General features: G+C 56.6%; 23 protein-coding genes. 5 read left to right on the forward strand and 18 right to left on the reverse strand.

Annotated features, from left to right (window positions below):
- Window positions 1–3: 3 nt before the first annotated feature.
- From QWJ10_RS04205 to QWJ10_RS04220, 4 genes are all read right to left on the reverse strand, one after another.
- The gene (locus QWJ10_RS04205; RefSeq protein WP_074825042.1) at window positions 4–702 is read right to left on the reverse strand and encodes a TIGR04211 family SH3 domain-containing protein; all 699 of its coding nucleotides are present in this window, start codon (window positions 700–702) and stop codon (window positions 4–6) included.
- A gap of 481 nt (window positions 703–1,183) precedes the next feature.
- On the reverse strand, window positions 1,184–1,774 hold the full coding sequence (locus QWJ10_RS04210; RefSeq protein WP_010795455.1) for an NUDIX domain-containing protein: 591 nt from the start codon (window positions 1,772–1,774) through the stop codon (window positions 1,184–1,186).
- Between the two features lie 134 nt (window positions 1,775–1,908).
- Window positions 1,909–2,271 carry a hypothetical protein gene (locus QWJ10_RS04215; protein ID WP_019364305.1) on the reverse strand — a complete coding sequence of 121 codons (363 nt, stop codon included), beginning with the start codon at window positions 2,269–2,271 and terminating at the stop codon, window positions 1,909–1,911.
- Between the two features lie 135 nt (window positions 2,272–2,406).
- Window positions 2,407–2,631 carry a hypothetical protein gene (locus tag QWJ10_RS04220; RefSeq protein ID WP_010795453.1) on the reverse strand — a complete coding sequence of 75 codons (225 nt, stop codon included), beginning with the start codon at window positions 2,629–2,631 and terminating at the stop codon, window positions 2,407–2,409.
- 251 nt (window positions 2,632–2,882) lie between these two features.
- Here QWJ10_RS04220 and QWJ10_RS04225 point away from each other — a divergent pair, with 251 nt between their 5' ends.
- Window positions 2,883–3,683, forward strand: a complete 801-nt coding sequence (locus QWJ10_RS04225) for a glycosyltransferase family 9 protein (RefSeq protein ID WP_289924560.1) — start codon at window positions 2,883–2,885, stop codon at window positions 3,681–3,683.
- 38 nt (window positions 3,684–3,721) lie between these two features.
- On the opposite strand, the gene yedF is transcribed toward QWJ10_RS04225, so the two are convergent.
- Together yedF and yedE are read right to left on the reverse strand one after the other, a co-directional pair.
- Window positions 3,722–3,994, reverse strand: a complete 273-nt coding sequence (yedF, locus tag QWJ10_RS04230; protein WP_026003751.1) for a sulfurtransferase-like selenium metabolism protein YedF — start codon at window positions 3,992–3,994, stop codon at window positions 3,722–3,724.
- Complete coding sequence (yedE, locus tag QWJ10_RS04235) at window positions 3,939–5,186, reverse strand: selenium metabolism membrane protein YedE/FdhT (protein WP_289924561.1); 1,248 nt, start codon at window positions 5,184–5,186, stop codon at window positions 3,939–3,941. Before yedE ends, yedF begins: the two co-directional genes overlap by 56 nt.
- A gap of 235 nt (window positions 5,187–5,421) precedes the next feature.
- On the opposite strand from yedE, the gene QWJ10_RS04240 reads away from it, so the two are divergent.
- The 3 genes from QWJ10_RS04240 to QWJ10_RS04250 all read left to right on the forward strand — a co-directional run bounded on the left by QWJ10_RS04240 (window position 5,422) and on the right by QWJ10_RS04250 (window position 9,113).
- A complete protein-coding gene (locus tag QWJ10_RS04240) occupies window positions 5,422–6,432 on the forward strand; it encodes a hypothetical protein (protein WP_019364309.1) in 1,011 nt (336 codons plus the stop codon).
- 115 nt (window positions 6,433–6,547) lie between these two features.
- The gene (locus QWJ10_RS04245; RefSeq protein WP_019364310.1) at window positions 6,548–6,814 is read left to right on the forward strand and encodes a DksA/TraR family C4-type zinc finger protein; all 267 of its coding nucleotides are present in this window, start codon (window positions 6,548–6,550) and stop codon (window positions 6,812–6,814) included.
- A 355-nt stretch (window positions 6,815–7,169) separates the two neighbouring features.
- Complete coding sequence (locus QWJ10_RS04250; protein ID WP_289924562.1) at window positions 7,170–9,113, forward strand: methyl-accepting chemotaxis protein; 1,944 nt, start codon at window positions 7,170–7,172, stop codon at window positions 9,111–9,113.
- 57 nt (window positions 9,114–9,170) lie between these two features.
- Here QWJ10_RS04250 and QWJ10_RS04255 read toward each other — a convergent pair whose 3' ends face one another.
- Window positions 9,171–9,770 (reverse strand): NUDIX domain-containing protein, encoded by a 600-nt coding sequence (locus QWJ10_RS04255; protein WP_289924563.1) that lies wholly within the window; start codon window positions 9,768–9,770, stop codon window positions 9,171–9,173.
- Between the two features lie 235 nt (window positions 9,771–10,005).
- Between QWJ10_RS04255 and QWJ10_RS04260 the strand changes: the two genes are divergently transcribed.
- On the forward strand, window positions 10,006–10,815 hold the full coding sequence (locus QWJ10_RS04260; protein WP_289924564.1) for a DsbA family protein: 810 nt from the start codon (window positions 10,006–10,008) through the stop codon (window positions 10,813–10,815).
- Between the two features lie 71 nt (window positions 10,816–10,886).
- Here QWJ10_RS04260 and ureC read toward each other — a convergent pair whose 3' ends face one another.
- The 11 genes from ureC to urtA all read right to left on the reverse strand — a co-directional run bounded on the left by ureC (window position 10,887) and on the right by urtA (window position 21,018).
- Window positions 10,887–12,587: an urease subunit alpha gene (gene ureC / locus QWJ10_RS04265; RefSeq protein ID WP_289924565.1), complete on the reverse strand. Its 1,701-nt coding sequence runs from the start codon at window positions 12,585–12,587 to the stop codon at window positions 10,887–10,889.
- Between the two features lie 185 nt (window positions 12,588–12,772).
- Window positions 12,773–13,078: an urease subunit beta gene (locus tag QWJ10_RS04270; protein ID WP_289924566.1), complete on the reverse strand. Its 306-nt coding sequence runs from the start codon at window positions 13,076–13,078 to the stop codon at window positions 12,773–12,775.
- Entirely contained in the window at window positions 13,075–13,611 is a 537-nt protein-coding gene (locus QWJ10_RS04275) for a GNAT family N-acetyltransferase (RefSeq protein WP_289924567.1), read from the reverse strand. Before QWJ10_RS04275 ends, QWJ10_RS04270 begins: the two co-directional genes overlap by 4 nt.
- Complete coding sequence (locus QWJ10_RS04280) at window positions 13,604–14,116, reverse strand: GNAT family N-acetyltransferase (protein ID WP_010795440.1); 513 nt, start codon at window positions 14,114–14,116, stop codon at window positions 13,604–13,606. Before QWJ10_RS04280 ends, QWJ10_RS04275 begins: the two co-directional genes overlap by 8 nt.
- Before the next feature lie 7 nt (window positions 14,117–14,123).
- The gene (locus QWJ10_RS04285) at window positions 14,124–14,426 is read right to left on the reverse strand and encodes an urease subunit gamma (protein WP_010795439.1); all 303 of its coding nucleotides are present in this window, start codon (window positions 14,424–14,426) and stop codon (window positions 14,124–14,126) included.
- A complete protein-coding gene (locus QWJ10_RS04290) occupies window positions 14,426–15,265 on the reverse strand; it encodes an urease accessory protein UreD (RefSeq protein ID WP_289924568.1) in 840 nt (279 codons plus the stop codon). Before QWJ10_RS04290 ends, QWJ10_RS04285 begins: the two co-directional genes overlap by 1 nt.
- Window positions 15,266–15,356: 91 nt before the next feature.
- Window positions 15,357–16,055, reverse strand: a complete 699-nt coding sequence (gene urtE, locus QWJ10_RS04295; protein WP_125887782.1) for an urea ABC transporter ATP-binding subunit UrtE — start codon at window positions 16,053–16,055, stop codon at window positions 15,357–15,359.
- A gap of 99 nt (window positions 16,056–16,154) precedes the next feature.
- Window positions 16,155–16,988 carry an urea ABC transporter ATP-binding protein UrtD gene (urtD, locus tag QWJ10_RS04300; RefSeq protein WP_289924569.1) on the reverse strand — a complete coding sequence of 278 codons (834 nt, stop codon included), beginning with the start codon at window positions 16,986–16,988 and terminating at the stop codon, window positions 16,155–16,157.
- Complete coding sequence (gene urtC / locus QWJ10_RS04305; protein ID WP_289924570.1) at window positions 16,985–18,064, reverse strand: urea ABC transporter permease subunit UrtC; 1,080 nt, start codon at window positions 18,062–18,064, stop codon at window positions 16,985–16,987. Before urtC ends, urtD begins: the two co-directional genes overlap by 4 nt.
- A complete protein-coding gene (urtB, locus tag QWJ10_RS04310) occupies window positions 18,061–19,635 on the reverse strand; it encodes an urea ABC transporter permease subunit UrtB (protein WP_289924571.1) in 1,575 nt (524 codons plus the stop codon). Before urtB ends, urtC begins: the two co-directional genes overlap by 4 nt.
- A 108-nt stretch (window positions 19,636–19,743) precedes the next feature.
- Window positions 19,744–21,018 (reverse strand): urea ABC transporter substrate-binding protein, encoded by a 1,275-nt coding sequence (urtA, locus tag QWJ10_RS04315; protein ID WP_289924572.1) that lies wholly within the window; start codon window positions 21,016–21,018, stop codon window positions 19,744–19,746.
- Between the last annotated feature and the right edge of the window lie 31 nt (window positions 21,019–21,049).

Below are 21,049 nucleotides of genomic sequence, written 5' to 3' on the forward strand. Positions count from 1 at the left end.
CCTTTAGAACCAGCGATCGTTGCGCTTTCTGCGACCCGCAAATGACGGCAGGATCAAACCTGCCAACAGGCCGGCTCCGGCAATGCTGCCTCCGTAAACGAGATAGCGCATCATGACATCCTTGTTCTCATCACCCAGGCGCGCCTTGACGCTGCGAAGTTCGGACTGTGCGTCGGTCAGTTCAGCATCTAGCTGGCGCCGGGTCTGCTCAAGTTCATCTATGCGTGCTTTGCGGGCGTCCATGGTTTCCTGCATGCCCTGAACGCGGGATTTCCAGCTGTCATCGATCGTCTTGAGCTTGCTGCTCAGCTCGTTTACCTGCTGTTCCAGTTGCGGTACACGCTCTACCGGGCCAGGCTGTTCCTGCAGTTCGCTGGAGCGAATCCATACCAGGTCACCGCTTTCGCCTCGGATCTGGCTGTAATCACCTTGGGTGTTGACCAGCTCGACTTTCTGGCCGGACTTGAGTGATCCAACGATACGATAGCCATCGGTCGGGCCGCTGCGAACATACGTGGACAGCGTATCGCTGACCCAACGGTCAGCCGCCTTGTTCTCCTGGGCCTGTACCTGACCCAGACCTGCTGTAAGGGCTGCTCCGAGCAAACAGGCGCTCCAGGTAGAGCCTTTGGAAAAAATGCGTGTGCCCTTGGCTAACGGGGTACGAGAAAAAAGGGCTGCGAGAAAAGTGGGCATAGGCATTAAATGGTCATGTAATAAAAGTATGAGAGCCTGGACAAAAGGCCATCTTTTGGAAAGGGCCGTACCGTAACAAGCCTGGCCTATGATCAGCAATCACCTCATGCAGAGTTTGTGCATGTAGCACGCCGCGCAGGGACCGTCAAACAGGGTATATGCCAAATTCTGGCTAGAACCTGAACGATCCACACCTTTTCAGGCCAGTAAGCCGGAATATTATTTCCTGATGCGTCTATCCGGTGCTTGCATATCACGGTCTTGCCAGCATATTGGCTGGCCACTGATTCAACTGATAAGAGGTGTGCGACCTCCTGCAAACGCAGAGGTTTCTGCCCTTGCAGGAGAGGGGTCTAAAAGTGTGAAACGGCTTGAAAATCTGGTTAAAGCACGTCCTGGCCATGTTCAACGAAGAGCATGGTCGTAGACCGCAAGGTCTGCAGCAGGATATTCGCTTTGAGAGGCGGATTAGCCATGTGTACGATGTCTAGCGCTTAGGGAACAAGTAGAGCGCTGCATAGTGCACCAGCATGATGGTCTTGGCGTCCAGAATGCGTCCGGCGCGAATCATGTCCAGCAACTCATCGAAGCCAAACTCCATTACTTCGATGTCCTCACCTTCATCAGCCAGCCCGCCCCCTTCGCTTCTATGTGTATCGCTATCGTATTCTGCCGCGAAGAAGTAGAGTTTTTCCGTGACCGAGCCCGGGCTCATGTAGGCTTCGAACAGCTTGGTGACATGATGGAGGTGGTATCCCGTTTCCTCTTCGATTTCAGCGCGGATGCGCTCTTCAGGCGCGGCGTTGTCGAGCAGGCCGGCCGGCGTTTCGATCAACATGCCATCAGGAATGCCATTGAGATAGGTCGGCAGGCGGAACTGTCGGATCAGCACAATGGTACGGCGCTCCAGGTTGTACAACAGTACCGTCGCGCCGTTGCCGCGGTCGTAGGTCTCACGGGTGTGCTGCTGTCGTGATCCATCACGCCGCTGGTAATCCAAGGTGTACTTGGTCAGCACGCCCCAATCATTGGCAAGAATTTGTGAGTCGAGGATACGGATGGGCGAGGAGTCGGTCATGAAGAGTTCTCAAAAGAGGGTATTCAGGCGGGCTGATGCCGGGCTCAGGTGCTGGGTATTGATGAGCATGCCAGTGCATCTTGGCAGCGGTGTGTCAGAAGGGAAACCGGCGCGGTAGCCGGTTTCCTGAGCCGTTATGGTTTGGCTATATGCCAGACACCACCTTTGCCATCGCCAGTCTTGTCACCAGCCTTTTTGTCCTGGACGAAGGTATACAGCGGCTTGCCCTTGTAAGTCCACTGCATGGCGCCATCTTCACGCTCGATCACGGTCCAGGCCTCCGAAGGCTTGCTACCGGCCTCTACCTTGAGCGGCGGCCAGTTTTCCGCACATTTGCCATTGCAACTGGAGACACCTTCGGTGTCCTTGTCGTAGGTATATAACGTTCTGCCCTGGTCATCGACTAGGACACCTTCTTTTTCCATCGCCGGGGAGGCTGCCAGCGCAGCGCTGGAGGCCAGAAGGGCAGTTACAGCAAGCAGGGCTTTGACAGTCATGGTGGTCTCCATGGGTAAACAACTTGTTATAAGCAGTTTCCTTGTCACCTACACACGGACCGGTGGTGCCGGATAGTGTTCCTTACAGGTTCGGCTCCAAGGCTTTTTCGACATGCCTTGTATAATGCTTCTCATCTATAACGTGGCAACCAGTTTGCCAATGGCGTCCAGTGCCAGCGCAAGCAGGGCGGCAATCCCGACAGAGCCTATAACCAGAGCCTTACCCCACCATACGCCCCATTTCACTAGGCCGGCCACAATGCCAACAGCGCACAGCAGCAGCCCGAGCTGAAGATAGTAAGTCGTCCAGGCCAAGGTCTGAATGAACAGCAGCCATAACTCGTTGAGTTCCTGGTACATCAAGCGCTCCGGTATCCGATCAGCCCACACTATCGCACGTCTGGCTGAAAAGCCGTGTGCCCCTGTGGTTACCCTGTGACGATGCTGTCGACAGCATCGCTCAGAACCGATGGAAATACCCGCTTACACCTTTGAAAGGTGTCTGCTTAACGAAACGCTCACGAATGCAGTTTGGTTAAGCAAATCTTAAGGATGAGCCTGCTAGTCTCCTGGCACATTTTGGGTTCGGCATTACATTCGGGAGAAATCGAATGGGATGGGGTGACGAGCTGATGGCTGCGGGTCAGGCCCGCGTGCATTACGAAAAGACCCGGCAGAAAGTGGTGTTCGTGGATTGTGAGGGGCAGCCGCGCTGGTCAGAGATCTGGGAGAATAATCCCTATATTCTCAAACAGCCGGAGCCAGGGTGCGTCACGATATGCAACGCCCCCAAGAGGCGTCCGTATATCTACCGCAAGAACAAGAAAGTCTGCGAGTGGCAGGTCTTTGAACTGGTGCCTGGCGAGATATTTTTCTCTGCCCAGGAACTGGCGTTCGGCCGACAACATGCCCAGGGCGCGATTGTCATTGAGCCCCATACCAAGGTGACCGATTCCAACAAGGCTTGGCTCTGGGAGCGTTGGGAACAGCTGGCTCGGTGCGGGTTCGACTTCGTGCAGTTGGGACCGAAGGGAACCCGGCTGCTTCCGGGGGTACGGCATGTCGTGACGGCCAGCTTTCGCGAAGCGGCGGCCGTACTGGCTCATGCCCGGGGTTTTGTTGGGGCTGAAGGCGGAATGCACCATGCTGCTGCAGCGGTTTCGACGCCAGCCGTGGTGCTGTTTTCAGAGTTTATTTCGCCGCGGGTCACGGGTTACCTGGGCCACATCAATCTGTATCAAGGCAAGACGCCGTTGGGTAATGGCGCACGGCTGCCCTGCAAAAAGTGCCGGGCGTCCATGCAGGCGATCACTGTCGATCAGGTGGTGTCGGCATTGAATGAATTGATGTCAGTCGGCTCAGCCATAAGGCCCGGTGTTGCCATGGCGCACCGAGTGGCTGCCGAGGCGTAAGTCGAAGGGGGCCTCCGGAGATGACTTCTGACTCCTGACTACACGGTGACGCTGGCTGCCGTCTGGCCTACCTTTTCCGCAGGGACTTCGATCAGGAAGCGGAACAGCGAGCCATGCTGCTCGACGCTACGGCACAGATAGCCATAGCGTTGGGTATCCTCTGGAATGCCATGTACCGACTGCGCACAGTCGGTAATGACTTCAAGCAATTGACCAGCCTGCATCGTTTCCAGGGTTTCCAGTGTAGCGATGGCGTTATAGGGGCAGTGTTCGCCCCTCAGGTCGAGAGACAGATCCGGTTGTGTGCTCATGGACTCTCCTGGAGGTGCCGAAACGGCGAGCGTTGAGTTGAACCAATAGCAGGGCGATGCCCAGGCCGATAAAGGTTAGTAGCAAACCATAGCCAGGGCCGACGGCTTTCAGTAAGTCGATCTTGGGATAGGGAAGCGCCAGTGCATTACCCAGCTCGTCCCAATACACTGCCACCAGCGTACCGCCAATCACATTGCCCAGGCCCACTATCCAGAAGTGCACCTGTCCTTCCACGGCGCGGTACATCCAGCCGGTCTCGCAGCCACCGGCCAATACGATGCCGATACCAAAGAGCAGGCCGCCAATAATGGCGTTCGGGCCCATCCAGAAAATCTTGGGCGCAACGCCCAACTGAATCGCACCAAAAGTGCCAATGGACGCAGCCGCCATCCCCAACAGAATCCCTTGGGCAGCCCGAGTGCGGCCGGTCGTCCAGATGTCACGGGCGGCGCTGGTAAAGCAGATCTGGGCCCGCTCGATCAGGGTGCCGAACAAGAGCCCGAATATGCAGGCGATACCCAATACAAAGGAGGCCTCGAATCGCCAGGCGGCCAGCAGTGCCGCGGCACACAGTATGGCGATGCCCAGGCGGGATTGTGTTCTGGCCCGACGTGCAAGCGCATCTGGGGAAGGCATGGGCGAGCGGGTTTTGCCAACCTTGAGTGGCGCTCTCAGAAAGGGCAGCAGGCTGAGCTTTACCCCTATCCAGGCTCCTGCGACAGTCGCCAGCATGAAAGCCCAGGCATGCAGGGAAAACATAGGGATGCCGGTAAAAAAGGCTGCCAGATTGCATCCCATGGCCAGGCGAGCACCGAAGCCTGCAACGATCCCACCAATCAATCCCTGCAGCAGGCGCCTACGACTGGTAGGCCAGCGCCAGCCCACATTGCCTGCGAACAACGCCATGCTCAAGGCACCGAGAAACATGCCGGCGATCATGACGCCATCGATCCGGTCCAGCGGGGTGCCCTGCAAACCGATGAGCTTGAAATAGCTCCATTCCTCAGGATGGAGGCCGAACCAGGACAGTACATGTCCTCCCCAACGGGTAAATTCTCCGGTGACGGCCCAGAACGTATGGGTGAGCGTGAAGTAATACGCCGAAAGGACACCCAAGGCGACCAGTGTCGGAAGGGGAGCCCAGAAGCGGACAAGGTACGTTTGACGAAAATGAGCGAGACCGGCGAACACGTGGCAAAGCCTCTGAAAGGGAAACGCGTAGTATAGAGCAACCCTTCATTTTGTAGTGGCTTTAGGCGTCATGCCGTCGAATTTTGAAAGACCCGGACATGAACGGTATTTCCCGCGCGGGCCCTTAACAGGGCACAATAGAGGTTGCGCAAGAGCCGCAGTCACCTCTGTTTTACGATAATGATTGATGGAATGGATTGCCTCCTTGAGGCTGCCTTACAACGCATAGGACATCATGCCCGTATTTACGCCTCGTCAGATTCTTCTGGTTAGCTGGTTCGTTATTCTGGCCAGCCTCATGTTGGTTTTTCCGCTTGGATTGGTCCCCAGTCTGTTTGCCGGTCTGCTGGTCTTTGAACTGGCCAATATGCTGGAGCCTCGCCTGCAGGGGCTTATTTCCGGTGATCGTGCCCGTATCGTGGCGGTAGCCCTGCTGGTGACCCTGGTTGTCTGTGTCCTGGTTGTATTCTTTGCGGGCGCGATCAGTTTTGTACTGCATGAAGTTCGCAATCCGGGCAGTCTGATCGATAAATTCATGGCGCTCACCGAGCGTGCCCGTGGGCAACTTCCGATGGCGCTCGATAAATACCTGCCCGCCAGCGCCGAAGATTTTCGTCACTCGGTCAATGAGTGGCTGGGTGCTCACTTAGGTGAGCTGCAGACCATTGGCAAGGATGCAATACACACGTTTGTCACCCTCGTGATCGGCCTGATTCTCGGCGCTGCCGTTGCCTTGCAGCGCAAGCGCAGCAGAGCCCAGGAGCGCCCGCTGTCCACCGCGCTGCTGGACCGTGTGGCGCTGCTGTCAGAGGCGTTTCGCAACGTGGTTTTTGCCCAGGTAAAGATCTCTTTTATCAATACCATTCTGACAGCCGTCTTTCTTGCGGGTGTGTTGCCGCTCTGTGGCATCCACTTACCCCTGATCAAGACAATGATCGTAGCGACCTTCATTCTGGGGCTGCTGCCCGTGATCGGGAATTTGCTCTCTAATACCCTGATTCTGATCGTAGGGCTGTCGGTTTCGCTGTGGGTGGCAGTATCCGTAGGGTGCTATCTGGTCGCTATCCACAAGCTTGAGTATTTCCTCAATGCGCGCATTGTCGGAGGGCAAATCAAGGCCCGCTCCTGGGAGTTACTGTTAGCCATGCTGGTTTTTGAATCGGCTTTCGGCCTACCAGGACTTGTGGCTGCGCCTATTTATTACGCCTATCTCAAAAGTGAGCTGACGCGAGCAGATCTGGTGTAAACGAGTCATAGAATGTCATTGGTCGGCTACGGCAAATAACGTTGTGCTGGCCTCTTGTTATAGGTGCAGATGTACCCATATCAACAGGATGTCTCACAGCTAATGGGAGAGTCCTATGGCCAGTGGTTGGGCAAACGACGGGGCGGTTCAAGAGCAGATCGACAGCACCATTGAAGATGCTATCCAGCGTGCTCGAAGCCAGATGGCGCGTGGTGAAAGCCTGACGCACTGCGAAGAGTGCGATGCGGTTATTCCCGAGGCTCGACGCCAGGCAGTAAAAGGTGTGCGCTTGTGCGTTAACTGTCAGGCCGCGCACGACAAGGAGCAGGCCAGATTCAGCGGCTATAACCGACGCGGCAGTAAGGATAGTCAGCTACGCTAGAGAGTAGTAGGAGCAAGGCAATAGAGTCACCTTGCTGCTCGTTAAAGCCTTATAAACGCAGGGCTCGCTACTGCACGCTACGCGTATTTCATGGAGTCTATTGACGTTGCCTTTTTAAAAGGCAACGCCTTATCGTCCGGTTTTTATTGTTGCCGTCAGTCACCCACTCTCCAAAAACCATTCTCTCCCCGTAAAGTTCTTCTTCTGTTCGTCGATACGCGTTGCACTACTTATTCGTTTACTCAAAGAACGTCTAGACGCTAGCTGTGCCCTTGCATTTAGGGTTACCGCTTAACTATCTCCAGATCTCTTTGCAGCATCTCTTCTAGTCGCGGAATTCGAGGCACGTTACGTTATGCGTCTTTGGCGAAACAGTATCCAGTGGCAGCTTATCTTGAGTATGGGCGCCGCCTTGGTCATTAGCAGTTTGGTTGTAATCGGTATCTATGCCTATGCCTTGAATCGGTTAACCGATCGTTATCTGCTTCAAGAGGCTATGCCGACCAGTGTCAAAGCGATTCGAAATGATCTTGAGCGAGTACTGACCGTCCCGCTGACCACGGCCAGTAATATGGCCAACAATACATTGATTGCCGACTGGTTGAGTGCTGGCGAAGCTGTCGAGCAACAGCCTCAGTTCGTACATTATTTATCGAATCTCCAACAGCATTACAACGCGCTCGTGTCCTTTATCATCTCCAAGGATTCCGGCCATTATTTTACGAACAAAGGCCTGGATATCACGCTCAAACCTGGCGAAGCGAACAGTAAGTGGTTTTATGACTTTCTGGCGAGCGGACAACAGCGTTTGATCGTGATCGACATTGATAACAATACTCATATGCCCACCTTATTTATTGATGAGCGCATCGAGCGCGACGGCCGCCTGTTGGGTGTAGTAGGGCTGGGCTTCAGCCTGACAGCATTGTCAGACATGATTCGTGACTTCCGTTTTGGCCAGCAGGGTCAGGTGTATTTAGTCAGTCCAGACGGCAAGGTGAAAATCCATCCCCAGGCTGAGCTGAATGACAAAAAGATGCTTGAGCAGTTAGTAGGAGCTGGGCCCGCTCAGCAACTGATTGCCAAGGCAAAAGGCGCTGACAGTCAGGCTGTGATGTTTGAGCGGGATGGCCAGGAATACGTAGCGGTAGCTGAGCCAGTCGAGTCGCTTGGATGGACGCTGGTCAGCGAGGTGCCGCTTTCCGAGGTTTATGGCCCTGCTCAAAAGGCTTTGTTTGTCATTTCAGGTATTAGTCTAGCCGTTGTTCTGGCATTTCTGGGACTGGTTGTCTGGATGGCGCGCAGTATTGTTCGACCGATTCGTCAGGTAACAACCGCGCTGATCGATATTGGTAGCGGTGATGGCGACCTAACGCGTCGGCTTGATGAAAGCCGCGCGAATGAACTAGGTGATCTGGCGCGTGGCTTTAACCGATTTGTTGAAAGTTTGCGCGAGCTGATCGGTAATGCCCTGCATACCAGCGAGCAGCTTCGGCAGAATGTGGTCCAGGTTGCTCAGGTAGTGGATAGCACATCGACGCGAGCGACCCAGCAGCAGCATATGACCGACATGGTGGCTACCGCTGTGCATGAAATGGGGCTGACCGTGCAAGAGATCGCACGCAATGCCGGCGCTGCAGCTGAGGTCTCTTGCAGCACTCAGGAAGAGGCGGTATCCGCTAAGCAGGTGGTTGGGCAATCTATCCAGTATGTCCAAGGGATGTCGGCCGATATTGAGGAGGCGGCAAGCGCTGTAGGTGCCCTGGCTCAACAGGTCGATACCATTGATGAGGTTTTGCTGGTAATTCGTAGTATTTCCGACCAGACAAATTTGCTGGCGCTCAATGCAGCCATTGAGGCAGCACGTGCAGGGGAAATGGGGCGTGGATTTGCCGTGGTGGCTGATGAGGTTCGTACCCTGGCTGGCCGTACCCAAAGCGCGACCTCTGAAATTCAGCGCATGATTGGTGAACTCAAAGGGCGTGCTGACGAGGCCGTTGCCTCCATACGTGCTGGACAATCGGCTACTGAAACGGGCGTAGAGGCCAGCAGACAAACAGGCCGATCATTAGATGCCATTGCTGCTCATGTCGAAGAGCTTACGGATAGAAACCATCAGGTGGCGACCGCTACTGAAGAGCAAAGCTCAGTAACGGAAGAGATCAACCGAAACGTTCAGGGTATCGCTGATCTTGCTCAAACAACGGTCAAGGATGTGAATGCCTGTCGTGCGGATTGTCAGGAACTGTCTCTTATGGCCGATCACTTGGCTACGCAAATGGCACGGTTCCGCCTGTAAGGAACCGCGTTCGGGCGAGTGGGCTTAGTAAGCTTACTCGCCCGAAAATGGCTGACATTACGCTACAGGTTTATCGAATACGTGTAACGCTGCGTGATAGAGCAGGGTGATGGTCTTCATGTCTTTGATCTGCCCCTGCCTGATTAACCCCAGCGCTTCATCGAAAGGCATTTCCAGTACCTCGATGTCCTCACCTTCTCCCTCCAGGCCGCCACCGTCTTCCTTGCGGTTACTTGACTCGTATTCAGCCGTGAAAAAAGAGAGCTTTTCCGTCACGGAGCCGGGGGTTGAGTAGGCTTCAAACAGTGGCGTGACATTCTGGATGTCATAGCCGGTCTCTTCACGGATCTCTTCCTTAATACGTTTCTCAGGAGACGCCTTATCAAGCTTGCCGGCTGGTGTTTCGAGCAACATGCCGTCTGCTACGCCATTGACGAAGGCAGGAAAGCGAAACTGCCGGGTGAGCACAACGGTCCGCTGCGCCCGGTTATAGAGGAGCACGGTAGTGCTGTCGCCTGCATTGTAGGTTTCCCGGGTCAGCTGTTGCCACTGACCGTTACGGCGACGGTAATCGAAGGTGTGTTTCTTGAGTACGGAGAAGCCTTCGGAGAGCACTTCGCTCTTGACTATCCGGATGAAGTCAGCTTGATCAGTCATTTACATTTACCTCGCTAAAACCATTCGGACTCTCATTCATGGCAAACGTCAGTTGAAGGCGACCAGCTGCCCCAAGGCATTCTGCTGGATTGCCTTCAGGTGTGCCGAATGCCTCAGGTTTGTGCCTGTTCAATTCAACCTGTTTTTGTAAAGGCCTCGGCATGCGGTACGATCATGAGCTTTCCGCCCACCGGCGGAGTGCTATTTCCCCTCGTTCATAGCCAAGGAACCACAGATGCAGAATTTCAAAGGTCGGACGCTGCGTGCCAAATCAGCTTTTGCAGCATTGGTTCTGGCCTGCGCTCCCTTTGCCCATGCCGATAGCAGTGTTGGCGGTTTCAATGCCAGCCAGCAGGATGCGATTGGCAAGATCGCCGCGGATTATCTGATCAAGCACCCTGAGGTGCTGGTTCAGGTCAGTCAGGCGTTGCAGCAGAAACAACAGGAAGAGCAGATCAGTCAGCTGACCGTGGGTGCCGTAGCTTCCGCCGATGCCTTGCTCAACGATGCCAAGACGCCTGCCGTAGGGCCGAAGGATGCCAAGGTAGCGATCGTCGAGTTTTTCGATTACCAGTGCATCTATTGCTATCACATGTCCGAAACGGTCGAAGGGCTGATCAAGGCGAACCCCAACGTTCGCTTCATCTTCAAGGAGTTCCCGGTCTTTGGTGCTCGCTGGCCGGCCTCCATCCTGGCGGCGGAAGCCGGTCAGTATGTGTATGCGAAGAAGGGTGGTGAGGCTTACCTGAAATACCATAACGGTCTGTTTGCAACCGGCAAGAACGAGGGCAAGCTGACCGAGCAGGACGTGGAGAAGGCTCTGAAAGCCGTTGATCTGAAGCTGGCCGATGTCAAGGCTGACGCGAAGACGCTAGAGTCCCAGATCCAGGCCAACATGGACCTGGGCAGCAAGATGCAGATCCAGGGTACGCCTACGTTCGTAGTCATGCCGACCAAGGGCGCAACTGCAGACAACGTGACCGTTATTCCCGGCGCGACCGATACGGAAAACCTGCAGAAGGCCATCGACGCCGCCAGCAAGTAATTCCGTTTCTCTAAGGCAGCGTTACCGCTCAGAAGCGGTAACGCTGCCTTGGGGCTTCCGCAAGACCCTCATCAAAACAGAAAATACCGCTGCGCCATTGGCAGGACTTCTGCCGGTTCGCACCACAACAACTGCCCGTCTGCTTTCACCTGATAGTTCTGTGGATCGACCTCGATGGTTGGCAGATAGCCGTTATGGATCAGGTCAGTCTTTTTTACCGTACGGCAGCCTTTTACGACGCCAATCCGCTTTTTGAGCCCTAACTGGGCAGGTATACCTGCGTCAAAAGCAGCTTGGCTGATAAAGGTCAGGCTCGTGGCGTGACGCGCACCGGCGTAGCTTGCGAACATGGGGCGATAGTGAACCGGTTGTGGCGTAGGGATGGACGCGTTGGCGTCGCCCATCAGGCTCGCCGCAATGGCACCGCCTTTTAGGATCAATGAGGGTTTCACGCCAAAGAAGGCCGGGCGCCACAAGACCAGATCTGCCCATTTACCCACTTCAATAGAGCCCACCTCATGGCTTACTCCGTGGGTAATGGCCGGGTTGATGGTGTATTTGGCAATATAGCGTTTGGCGCGGAAATTATCGTTGCCGGGGCCGTCTTCAGGCAAGGCGCCACGCTGCTTCTTCATCTTGTCGGCGGTTTGCCAGGTACGGGTTATGACCTCGCCTACCCGGCCCATGGCCTGGCTGTCAGAACTGATCATTGAAAACGCGCCCAGGTCATGGAGGATATCCTCGGCAGCAATGGTCTCGCGGCGGATACGACTCTCGGCGAAGGCTACGTCTTCCGCGATGCTTGGGTCGAGATGATGGCAGACCATGAGCATGTCCAAGTGCTCATCAATGGTGTTCTTGGTAAACGGCCGGGTTGGATTGGTGGAACTGGGCAACACATTGGGGAAACCGCAGGCCTTGATGATATCCGGCGCGTGTCCACCCCCTGCACCTTCAGTGTGATAAGTGTGAATGGTGCGGTCTTTGAATGCGCCCAGGGTCGTCTCGACGAAACCAGACTCATTCAGCGTATCGGTATGGATTGCAACCTGGATATCGTACTGGTCAGCCACTGCAAGGCAGTTATCGATAGCTGCCGGTGTCGTGCCCCAGTCCTCATGCAACTTAAGGCCAATAGCACCAGCCTTGATCTGCTCTATTAGCGGTTCGGGGACGCTCACATTGCCTTTGCCGGTAAAGCCGATATTCATGGGGAAGGCATCTGCGGCCTGGAGCATGCGCGCCATATGCCAAGGGCCGGGCGTTACGGTAGTCGCATTGGTGCCCGTTGCTGGGCCTGTGCCTCCGCCGATCATGGTAGTCACACCACTCATGAGGGCCTCTTCGATCTGCTGCGGACAGATGAAGTGAATGTGACTATCGATGCCGCCTGCTGTGAGAATCATGCCTTCCCCGGCGATGACCTCTGTTGCGCCACCAATAGCAATCGTTACTCCCGGCTGGATGTCCGGGTTGCCTGCCTTGCCGATGGCTGCAATACGGCCATTCTTGAGGCCGACGTCCGCCTTCACGATTCCCCAGTGGTCAAGAATCAGCGCATTGGTGATCACCGTGTCAGCCACGTCGGCTGCGCAGCGCTGACTCTGGCCCATGCCGTCGCGGATGACCTTGCCGCCTCCGAACTTGACCTCTTCACCGTAAACGGTGTGATCGTGCTCGACCTCAATCCACAGGTCCGTATCCGCCAGACGCACCTTGTCGCCCGTAGTGGGACCGAACATGTCGGCATAGGCTTGGCGTGAAATCTTCATATCACTCATCCTGATCGTGTAGGGAAGGGTGGCGCAGCGCCGGTCCCGTTCTGTGTTTCGGGTGTGGGTTGGTAAGGGGTATTACTGCCTTTAGGCGGCGCGCCTTGACCATCCTGGCAATGGGATGGAAGGTGCGAAGCGATACCCATCATCAAGACTGATGTTTATTGCATCGGAGCTGCGCGTTATAAATGGCCCATCACACGGCCAGCAAAGCCATACACGATACGGTCGCCTGCCAGCTCCACCAGCTCTATATCGCGTGACTGACCCGGCTCGAAGCGTACTGCCGTACCCGCCGGAATGTTCAGGCGCATGCCACGGGCCTGCTCACGGTCAAAGGCGAGGGCATCGTTGGTTTCGAAGAAGTGATAGTGAGAGCCGACCTGGACAGGGCGATCCCCCGTGTTGGCTACCGTCAGGCTCAAGGTTCGACGACCGGCATTGAGTTTTATATCGCCGTCTTTGATCTGGTATTCGCCAGGGATCATGAGAAGCTCCTGAGCTGCTTGTAGTAAAGGGCGGTCGGGTGATAGGTGCCGTCGGGGTTCGCGGCATAGTCCGGGATCTCCCCGACACGCTGATATCCTAGGTATTGATAGAGCTGTTCGGCGCCTGAACCCGCCAGCGTATCGAGGTAGAGCAGGGTGCGACCCATGTCCAATGCAGCGCTTTCCAGCGTGATCATCAGCCGATGTGCGATGCCGTGCCGCCGAGCGCCTCGTAGTACCATCAACTTTTGTACTTCGGCGCGCTTGAGGCCATTGCGTTTGGTCGCTGGCGCCAGTTGCACGCTACCGGCCACCGCCCGGTCACCTAACAGCGCAACCCAGAGATGAAGGCTGCCATCTGCGATGTCCTGTTGAACGCTATCCAGATATGCGTCAACTTCGGCATCGCTCAGATCAGCCAGAAACCCGATCGAGGCGCCGCCTGTAACACAGTCACGCAAAAGGGCGCCTAAGCCCTGTTTGTAGTGCTGAAATGCTTCTGCATCGATGCGTTCAAGGGTGACGTCAACCATGATGGGACTCCAGCTTGAGTTGCATGAATGTAAGGTCCAGCCATCGATCGAACTTGCGGCCCACTTCCGGCATCTGGCCGGTCGTTACGAAACCCAGTCGTTCATGCAGGCGGATCGACGCGGTATTACCGCTCTCGATAGCCGCCACCATCATGTGTAGATTGGCGTTGCGGGCATATTCGATCAGGGCCTTCATCAGCATGGGGCCGATGCCCTGACCCCGTTGATCGCTGCGTACGTACACCGAATGCTCGACGGTATGACGGAAACCCTCAATGGTTCGCCAGGTACCATAACTGGCATAGCCGACTACTTCACCGGCAGCATCACGGGCAACCAGTACGGGAAACCCCTGAGCCGTACGGTCTGCCAGCCAGGTACGGCGGTTGGCTAGATCAACCAGGGTCTCGTTCCAGATCGCCGTGGTGTTTTCCACGGCGTCGTTGTAGATGGCCAGAATGCCAGGCAGATCGGATTCGTGGGCAGGAGCGATAGAGCACGTCATAACAGCCTCAGGCAATCGGTTGGTGTACGGTTACAAGCTTGGTCCCATCGGGAAAGGTAGCCTCTACCTGGATGTCTGGAATCATTTCCGGAACCCCTTCCATGACCTGTTCGCGGGTAAGCAGCGTGGTGCCGTAGTGCATCAGCTCGGCTACCGTCTGGCCGTCCCGGGCGCCTTCGAGCAGGGCGGCCGATATGAAAGCCATGGCCTCGGGATAATTGAGCTTGAGGCCCCTGGCCAGACGCCGCTCAGCCACAAGACCGGCAGTGAAAATCAATAGCTTGTCTTTTTCGCGAGGTGTCAAATCCATCAGGTGCTCCAGATACGGGGAGGGACGGCGCGGCGGCCCAGCAGGGCAGGGCGTAACAGCGTCCAGAGTTCGATCAGCCAGGCACGTGCCGCCAACGCTTCATCGGCAAGGCAGCGAGCTATCAGCAGGCCAGGGAGTTGTGAAAGATCGCCACGGCCCTGGCACGGCAGGGCGCGGCAGGCCTGTAGCAGGGACTCGTCAATATCGCCTGTCACGATCAGCGTGGCGAAGACAGGATATCCGGCGAGTCCAATAGGCGACTCCAGTAAACGGTCGCCTCCGGCAATGCGCTGACGCTCATGCCATAGCAGATAGCCGTCGCGGTAGATGTCCAGATGAGACTGGAAGTGTCCTGTAGCAAAGCGCTCTTGGCTGGCGGGGCGACCCAGGGCAACCATGTCCCAGTAAAAAAGGCGGGCGTCACCTTCAAGATTGATACGGGTAGCCAGCTCGGCCTGCGCACCCGAGAAGACAATGGTTTCCTGAGGTAGCCATTCCAGCGTGGCGTCGGGCCCGACGGCGAGTGTGAGACACTGATGAGCCGGGCCTGTCGCGCGATACCACTTGGCGGCACCCGGACTGGTCAGTTGCGCCCAGGCCTGCTCACCGACACGAGCATTGATTGCCAGGCGATCTCCGCCGGCAATACCACCAGGTGGGTGAACAATGATGTGCTGGCACACCTCCGGTCCCTCCGCGTGCAAATGCTTCTGCACCCGCAGCGGACCGGCATGCCGCCGCATGACCGGACGAGTCCAGTCACCCTGGCGTGCATAGGCCAATTCCAGCTCGGCCTGCCAGGCAGGGGTAAACAGGGCGGATGTAATTGGTGCGTTCATCGGTTCTTATCTGTTTTGGTTTACCGTCAGCATCATTACGCTGAACTGACGGGATCATGGCATGCCGCCTGGGTGCTCTGGCAAGCGGTTTTCAAATGGCGACCAGACCGCGTACGCCGTCGGCCTCCATCTGTGTACCCTGGCCGCGCTGGATGATTTCCCCACGAGACATCACAAGATAGTGATCGGCCAACTCGGCGGCAAAATCATAGAATTGCTCCACCAGTAAAATGGCCATATCGCCTCTGGCCGCCAGCCGCTTGATGACCGTACCGATCTCCTTGATAACGGACGGCTGAATGCCTTCGGTGGGCTCATCAAGAATCAGCAGGCGAGGCTGACTGGCCAGGGCGCGGCCAATGGCGAGCTGTTGCTGCTGACCGCCAGACAGATCACCCCCTCGGCGATGCCTCATCTGCTTGAGAACAGGAAACAGCTCATAGATAAAGTCAGGGACTTCCTTGGCTTGTCCGGCCGGAAAGCGAGACAGGCCCATCAGCAGATTTTCCTCTACGGTCAGTCGGGGAAAGATCTCACGGCCCTGCGGTACATAGGCAATACCGGCATGCACCCGCTGGTGCGGCTTGAGCGTGGTAATTGCATTGTCTTCCCAGAGCACACTTCCCTGTTTCGAGGGTATAAGACCCATCAGGCACTTGAGCAGCGTCGTCTTGCCAACGCCGTTTCGGCCCAGCAGACACGTGACTTCGCCAATTCTTGCCTCAAAGGACAGGCCGCGCAGGATGTGGCTACCACCGTAATACTGATGAAGTTCGTTAACCTGAAGCATCGTTGTTCCTTATGGACGCATGAGCGAGAAGGGCGATACCTACTCATCAATTGCCAGCTGCACAGCATTGCTGGGCTTGATCCACGCTACGGGGCGCTTTCATCGACCTAGATAGACCTCGATGACCTGCTCATTGGCCTGTACTTCGGCAAGCGAGCCCTCTGCCAGAACATGCCCTTGGTGCAGCACGGTGACATGGTCAGCGATGGTGTCGACAAAGCCCATGTCATGCTCCACCACCATGAGCGAATGCTTGCGAGCCAGCGACTTGAACAGTTCCGCCGTAAACTCGGTTTCGGCATCTGTCATGCCGGCTACCGGTTCGTCCAGCAGGAGTAACTGGGGCTCCTGCGTCAGTAGCATGCCGATTTCCAGGAATTGCTTCTGCCCATGGGAGAGCAACCCGGCCGGTCGATGACGCGACTCGCTCAGGCGGATCGTGGTCAGGATGTCTTCGAGTCGCTCCTTCTGCTCACCACTAAGCGTTGCTCGCAAGCTGGCCCAGACAGACTTGTCGGCTTTTTGTGCCAACTCCAGGTTTTCATACACGGTAAGCGCTTCGAATACCGTAGGCTTCTGAAACTTCCGACCGATGCCTGCCTGAGCGATTTGCACCTCGCTCATCTGTGTCAGGTCCAGGGTTTCGCCAAAATAGGCCTTGCCAGTATCGGGACGGGTCTTGCCGGTGATGACGTCCATCAGGGTCGTCTTGCCGGCACCATTGGGCCCGATGATGCAGCGCAGTTCTCCCACGCCGATGTAAAGCGTCAGGTCATTTAGCGCCTTGAACCCATCGAAGCTGACACTGATATCCTCTAGGGTAAGAATCGTGCCGTGGCGGGTATCGAGACCGCCTGTAACACGGTGGCCCAGCCCGCTCGATTCGCTGCCTAGGGAGGCATTGAGCAGCTCAGGTACAGGAGCGGCTTTCATAGGTCTTTATCCTTACGGATCAGTCCGATCACGCCCTTGGGAAGATAGAGGGTCACTACGATGAACAGCAGGCCCAGAAAGAACTGCCAGTACTCGGGAAAGGCAACGGTGAACCAGCTCTTGGCGCCATTGACGATGCCCGCACCAATAATCGGGCCAATCAGCGTACCGCGGCCGCCCAGAGCCACCCAGATGGCAGCCTCGATGGAGTTGGTCGGAGCCATTTCGCTCGGGTTGATAATGCCCACCTGAGGTACGTACAGCGCACCCGCCAGACCACAAAGCACCGCCGATAGCGTCCAGACGAACAGTTTGAAGCCGCGTGGATCGTAGCCGCAGAACATGACGCGGTTCTCCGCATCGCGGATGGCGGTAAGAATGCGGCCGAATTTACTGTGTGCGAGTTGCCAGCCCAGAAGCAGGCTGCCTACAAGCAGGGCGACTGTCAGCAGGAAAAGCATGGCACGCATGCCCGGTGAGGCGATCGGGAAGCCGAGCAGGGTGGTGAAGCCGGTGAACCCATTGTTGCCGCCAAAACCGGTCTCGTTACGAAAGAACAGCAGCATGCCGGCAAAGGTCAACGCCTGGGTCATGATCGAAAAGTACACACCCTTGATGCGTGAGCGAAAGGCAAAAAAACCAAACACAAAGGCAAGCACACCAGGTGCAAGTACGACCAGGCACAGCGCCCACACAAAGTGCTGCGTACCCGCCCAGAACCAGGGGATTTCCGTCCAGGACAGAAACGACATGAAGGCCGGGACGCCTTCTCCGGCAGACTGGCGTACCAGGTACATGCCCATCGCGTAGCCGCCTAGGGCGAAGAACAGGCCGTGGCCGAGCGACAGCAGGCCGGCGTATCCCCAGACCAGGTCCAGGGCAAGCGCCACGATGGCATAGCAGAGAATCTTGCCTACCAGTGTCAGGGTATAAGCCGACACCTGTAATAGGTGGTCGGGCGGTAGCAAGGAGAGAAGCGGCAAGGCAAGCAGGCCAACCAGGGCTAATCCGCCAAGGGCCAGGGTCCAGCGCGGGCCGGCTTTTTGCGCAAGCGTAATGGTCAGGGGCTGGTTCAATCGATAACCCTCCCTTTGAGAGCGAAGAGGCCTTGGGGGCGCTTCTGGATAAACAGGATGATCAGTGCGAGGATCAGGATCTTGCCCAGTACTGCGCCGATCTGTGGTTCGAGAATCTTGTTGGCAATGCCCAGGCCGAACGCAGCCATGACGCTTCCAGCCAGCTGGCCAACCCCGCCAAGCACCACGACCAGAAAGGAGTCGATAATGTAGCCCTGACCCAGGTCAGGTCCGACGTTGCCAACCTGCGACAGCGCCACGCCACCCAGGCCGGCAATACCCGAGCCCAGGCCAAATGCCAGCATGTCGATGCGCCCGGTCGGCACGCCGCAGCAGGCTGCCATGTTGCGGTTCTGCGTCACGGCGCGGATATTCAAGCCTAGCCGGGTCATATTGAGCAGACTCCAGGTGAGAACCAGAACCGCAATTACAAAACCAATGATGATCAGCCGGTTATATGGCAGCAGCAGATTCGGCAAGACCTGGATACCGCCCGAGAGCCATGCCGGATTTGCCACTTCCACGTTTTGGGCCCCGAACACGACGCGCACCAGCTGGATCAGCATCAGGCTGATGCCCCAGGTAGCCAGCAGGGTTTCAAGTGGGCGGCCGTACAGATGGCGGATCACGGTACGTTCCAGTGCCATGCCAATGACCGCTGTGATAAGAAATGCCACAGGCAGAGCCAGCAGTGGATAAAACGCGAGCCAATCGGGCGCCAGACGCTGGAACAGCAGTTGAACCACGTACGTGGAGTAGGCGCCCAGCATCAGCATCTCGCCATGGGCCATATTGATCACACCTAGCAGGCCGTACGTGATGGCAAGGCCCAAGGCTGCCAATAGCAGAATCGAGCCCAGGGAAAGGCCGGTAAAGGCCTGTCCAAGCAGATCACCGATCAGCAGGCGACGTTCCACCTGTTTCAGACTGGTTGTTGCGGCCTTGCGTACATTGGCGTCGGTCTCGTTGGCGGGATTGGTCAGCGCCTGCAGGCGCGTGCGTGCCTGGGGCTCGCCTGTATCGCCCAGCAGGCGCACCGCAGCCAAACGCACGGCAGGATCAGGATCGGTCAACTGTAGGTTGGCCAGGGCAAGGCTCAACGCCTGTTTGACGTTTTCATCTGCCTCGATATGCAGGCGCTGTTCGAGCAGCGTACGCTGTTCTGGCTTGGCTTCCTGCCGTAATGCCTGTGCGGCGTGCAGACGTGCCGAAGCATCGTCGGACAGGAGCTGGTGGCTCGCCAGGGCATTGCTGATCAAGACCCGGAGCCGGTTGTTCAAGCGGAAGCTTTTCGGCGTGCCGACAGGCGCTACTGTAGAGTCACCTTCTGCGGCATGCAGTGTATTGCCGCCCTTGTAGAACACGTGCTTTTCATCGTCGATGACTACGGTGTTGTCCTGCAGGGCTTGTAGAAAAGGTAAGCGGTCAGGGCTGGGCTCAGCCGACCAGGCTTGTAGTAGCTTGATCTGTTCGGCGCTGCTGGCGGCGGCGAAATCACTGGCCGGGCCGGCGCAGGCCAAGCCGGTAGCGCTCAGCAGCAAGGCAGTCAATAAAAAGGAAACCAGGCGCATGTTTTCTCTCGTGTGTGCAGGGGCTGCACCCTCGGGCGCTTCGTGGCGAAGCAGACACTGGCAAGCGAAAGGCTCCCCAATGCCCGCGACGCGTTATCAACTCATGCGTTAAAACGTACCCTTGACTGGATGATCCGGCTTCTTGTCATTGCCGGTGATATAAGGGCTCCAGGGCTGTGCGCGGATGGGACCTTCGGTCTGCCAGACCACACTGAACTGACCGTCATCCTGGATCTCGCCGATCATGACCGGCTTATGGAGGTGATGATTGGTCTTGTCCATGGTCAGGGTGTAGCCGGAGGGAGCCTGGAAGCTCTGATCAGCCAGCGCATCACGGACCTTGTCCACATCGGTCGATTTGGCCTTCTCGACGGCCTGCGCCCACATGTGGATACCTACGTAGGTCGCTTCCATCGGGTCATTGGTGACAGCTGTAGCGGCGTTGGGAAGGTTATGGGCCTTGGCATAGGCCTTCCAGTCGGATACGAATTTCTCGTTGACCGGATTTTCGACGGACTGAAAGTAGTTCCAGGCTGCCAGATGACCGACCAGTGGCGCCGTATCAATACCACGCAGCTCTTCCTCACCCACCGAGAAAGCCACTACCGGTACGTCTGTTGCCTTCAACCCCTGGTTGGCCAGTTCCTTGTAAAAGGGCACGTTGGAATCGCCGTTGATGGTCGAGACCACAGCGGTCTTGCCGCCGGCAGAGAATTTTTTGATATTGGCAACGATGGTCTGATAGTCACTATGACCAAAGGGGGTATAGACCTCTTCGATATCCTTGTCGTCTACGCCCTTGCTATGCAGGAAGGCGCGGAGGATCTTGTTCGTGGTACGAGGATAGACGTAATCGGTGCCCAGCAGGAAAAAGCGCTTGGCGGCACCACCATCCTCGCTCATCAGGTATTCCACTGCCGGAATGGCCTGCTGATTGGGCGCTGCGCCGGTATAGAACACGTTGGGCGACATTTCCTCGCCCTCATACTGAACGGGGTAGAACAACATGCCGTTCAGCTCTTCAAAAACCGGTAATACGGATTTGCGAGAGACGGAGGTCCAGCAGCCAAATACCACGGCTACCTTGTCCTGAGTCAGTAGTTGGCGTGCTTTTTCTGCAAACAATGGCCAGTTGGAAGCAGGGTCAACCACCACCGGCTCAAGCTTTTTACCGTTTACGCCGCCCTTGGCATTGATTTCATCGATGGTCATTAGCGCCATGTCTTTGAGCGATGTTTCAGAGATCGCCATGGTGCCGGACAGGGAGTGCAGAATACCGACCTTGATGGTGTCGGCAGCGTGCGCAGCGCTGAAAGGGAAAAGTCCGCTGAACAGCAGGGCGCTAGCGGCCAACGTTGTCTTGAGTAGGGGACGGCGCTTCATGCATGGCTCCTGGATGATCGTGCTCGATTGT

The organism is Pseudomonas sp. WAC2 (assembly GCF_030403525.1).
GTDB classification, from domain to species: domain Bacteria; phylum Pseudomonadota; class Gammaproteobacteria; order Pseudomonadales; family Pseudomonadaceae; genus Chryseomonas; species Chryseomonas luteola.

Excerpts from the sequence above, each read along its gene's own strand:
- QWJ10_RS04220 (WP_010795453.1), bottom strand. The coding sequence starts at position 2,631 with ATGTACCAGGAACTCAACGAGTTATGGCTGCTGTTCATTCAGACCTTG.
- urtD (WP_289924569.1), bottom strand. The coding sequence starts at position 16,988 with ATGAAAGCCGCTCCTGTACCTGAGCTGCTCAATGCCTCCCTAGGCAGC.
- QWJ10_RS04280 (WP_010795440.1), bottom strand. The coding sequence starts at position 14,116 with ATGACGTGCTCTATCGCTCCTGCCCACGAATCCGATCTGCCTGGCATT.
- QWJ10_RS04205 (WP_074825042.1), bottom strand. The coding sequence starts at position 702 with ATGCCTATGCCCACTTTTCTCGCAGCCCTTTTTTCTCGTACCCCGTTA.
- urtE (WP_125887782.1), bottom strand. The coding sequence starts at position 16,055 with ATGCTTCAGGTTAACGAACTTCATCAGTATTACGGTGGTAGCCACATC.
- ureC (WP_289924565.1), bottom strand. The coding sequence starts at position 12,587 with ATGAAGATTTCACGCCAAGCCTATGCCGACATGTTCGGTCCCACTACG.
- QWJ10_RS04210 (WP_010795455.1), bottom strand. The coding sequence starts at position 1,774 with ATGACCGACTCCTCGCCCATCCGTATCCTCGACTCACAAATTCTTGCC.
- QWJ10_RS04285 (WP_010795439.1), bottom strand. The coding sequence starts at position 14,426 with ATGGATTTGACACCTCGCGAAAAAGACAAGCTATTGATTTTCACTGCC.
- QWJ10_RS04240 (WP_019364309.1), top strand. The coding sequence starts at position 5,422 with ATGCCCGTATTTACGCCTCGTCAGATTCTTCTGGTTAGCTGGTTCGTT.
- QWJ10_RS04225 (WP_289924560.1), top strand. The coding sequence starts at position 2,883 with ATGGGATGGGGTGACGAGCTGATGGCTGCGGGTCAGGCCCGCGTGCAT.
- urtA (WP_289924572.1), bottom strand. The coding sequence starts at position 21,018 with ATGAAGCGCCGTCCCCTACTCAAGACAACGTTGGCCGCTAGCGCCCTG.
- QWJ10_RS04270 (WP_289924566.1), bottom strand. The coding sequence starts at position 13,078 with ATGATCCCTGGCGAATACCAGATCAAAGACGGCGATATAAAACTCAAT.
- QWJ10_RS04250 (WP_289924562.1), top strand. The coding sequence starts at position 7,170 with ATGCGTCTTTGGCGAAACAGTATCCAGTGGCAGCTTATCTTGAGTATG.
- yedF (WP_026003751.1), bottom strand. The coding sequence starts at position 3,994 with ATGAGCACACAACCGGATCTGTCTCTCGACCTGAGGGGCGAACACTGC.
- QWJ10_RS04290 (WP_289924568.1), bottom strand. The coding sequence starts at position 15,265 with ATGAACGCACCAATTACATCCGCCCTGTTTACCCCTGCCTGGCAGGCC.
- QWJ10_RS04245 (WP_019364310.1), top strand. The coding sequence starts at position 6,548 with ATGGCCAGTGGTTGGGCAAACGACGGGGCGGTTCAAGAGCAGATCGAC.
- QWJ10_RS04275 (WP_289924567.1), bottom strand. The coding sequence starts at position 13,611 with ATGGTTGACGTCACCCTTGAACGCATCGATGCAGAAGCATTTCAGCAC.
- urtB (WP_289924571.1), bottom strand. The coding sequence starts at position 19,635 with ATGCGCCTGGTTTCCTTTTTATTGACTGCCTTGCTGCTGAGCGCTACC.
- QWJ10_RS04260 (WP_289924564.1), top strand. The coding sequence starts at position 10,006 with ATGCAGAATTTCAAAGGTCGGACGCTGCGTGCCAAATCAGCTTTTGCA.
- QWJ10_RS04255 (WP_289924563.1), bottom strand. The coding sequence starts at position 9,770 with ATGACTGATCAAGCTGACTTCATCCGGATAGTCAAGAGCGAAGTGCTC.
- QWJ10_RS04215 (WP_019364305.1), bottom strand. The coding sequence starts at position 2,271 with ATGACTGTCAAAGCCCTGCTTGCTGTAACTGCCCTTCTGGCCTCCAGC.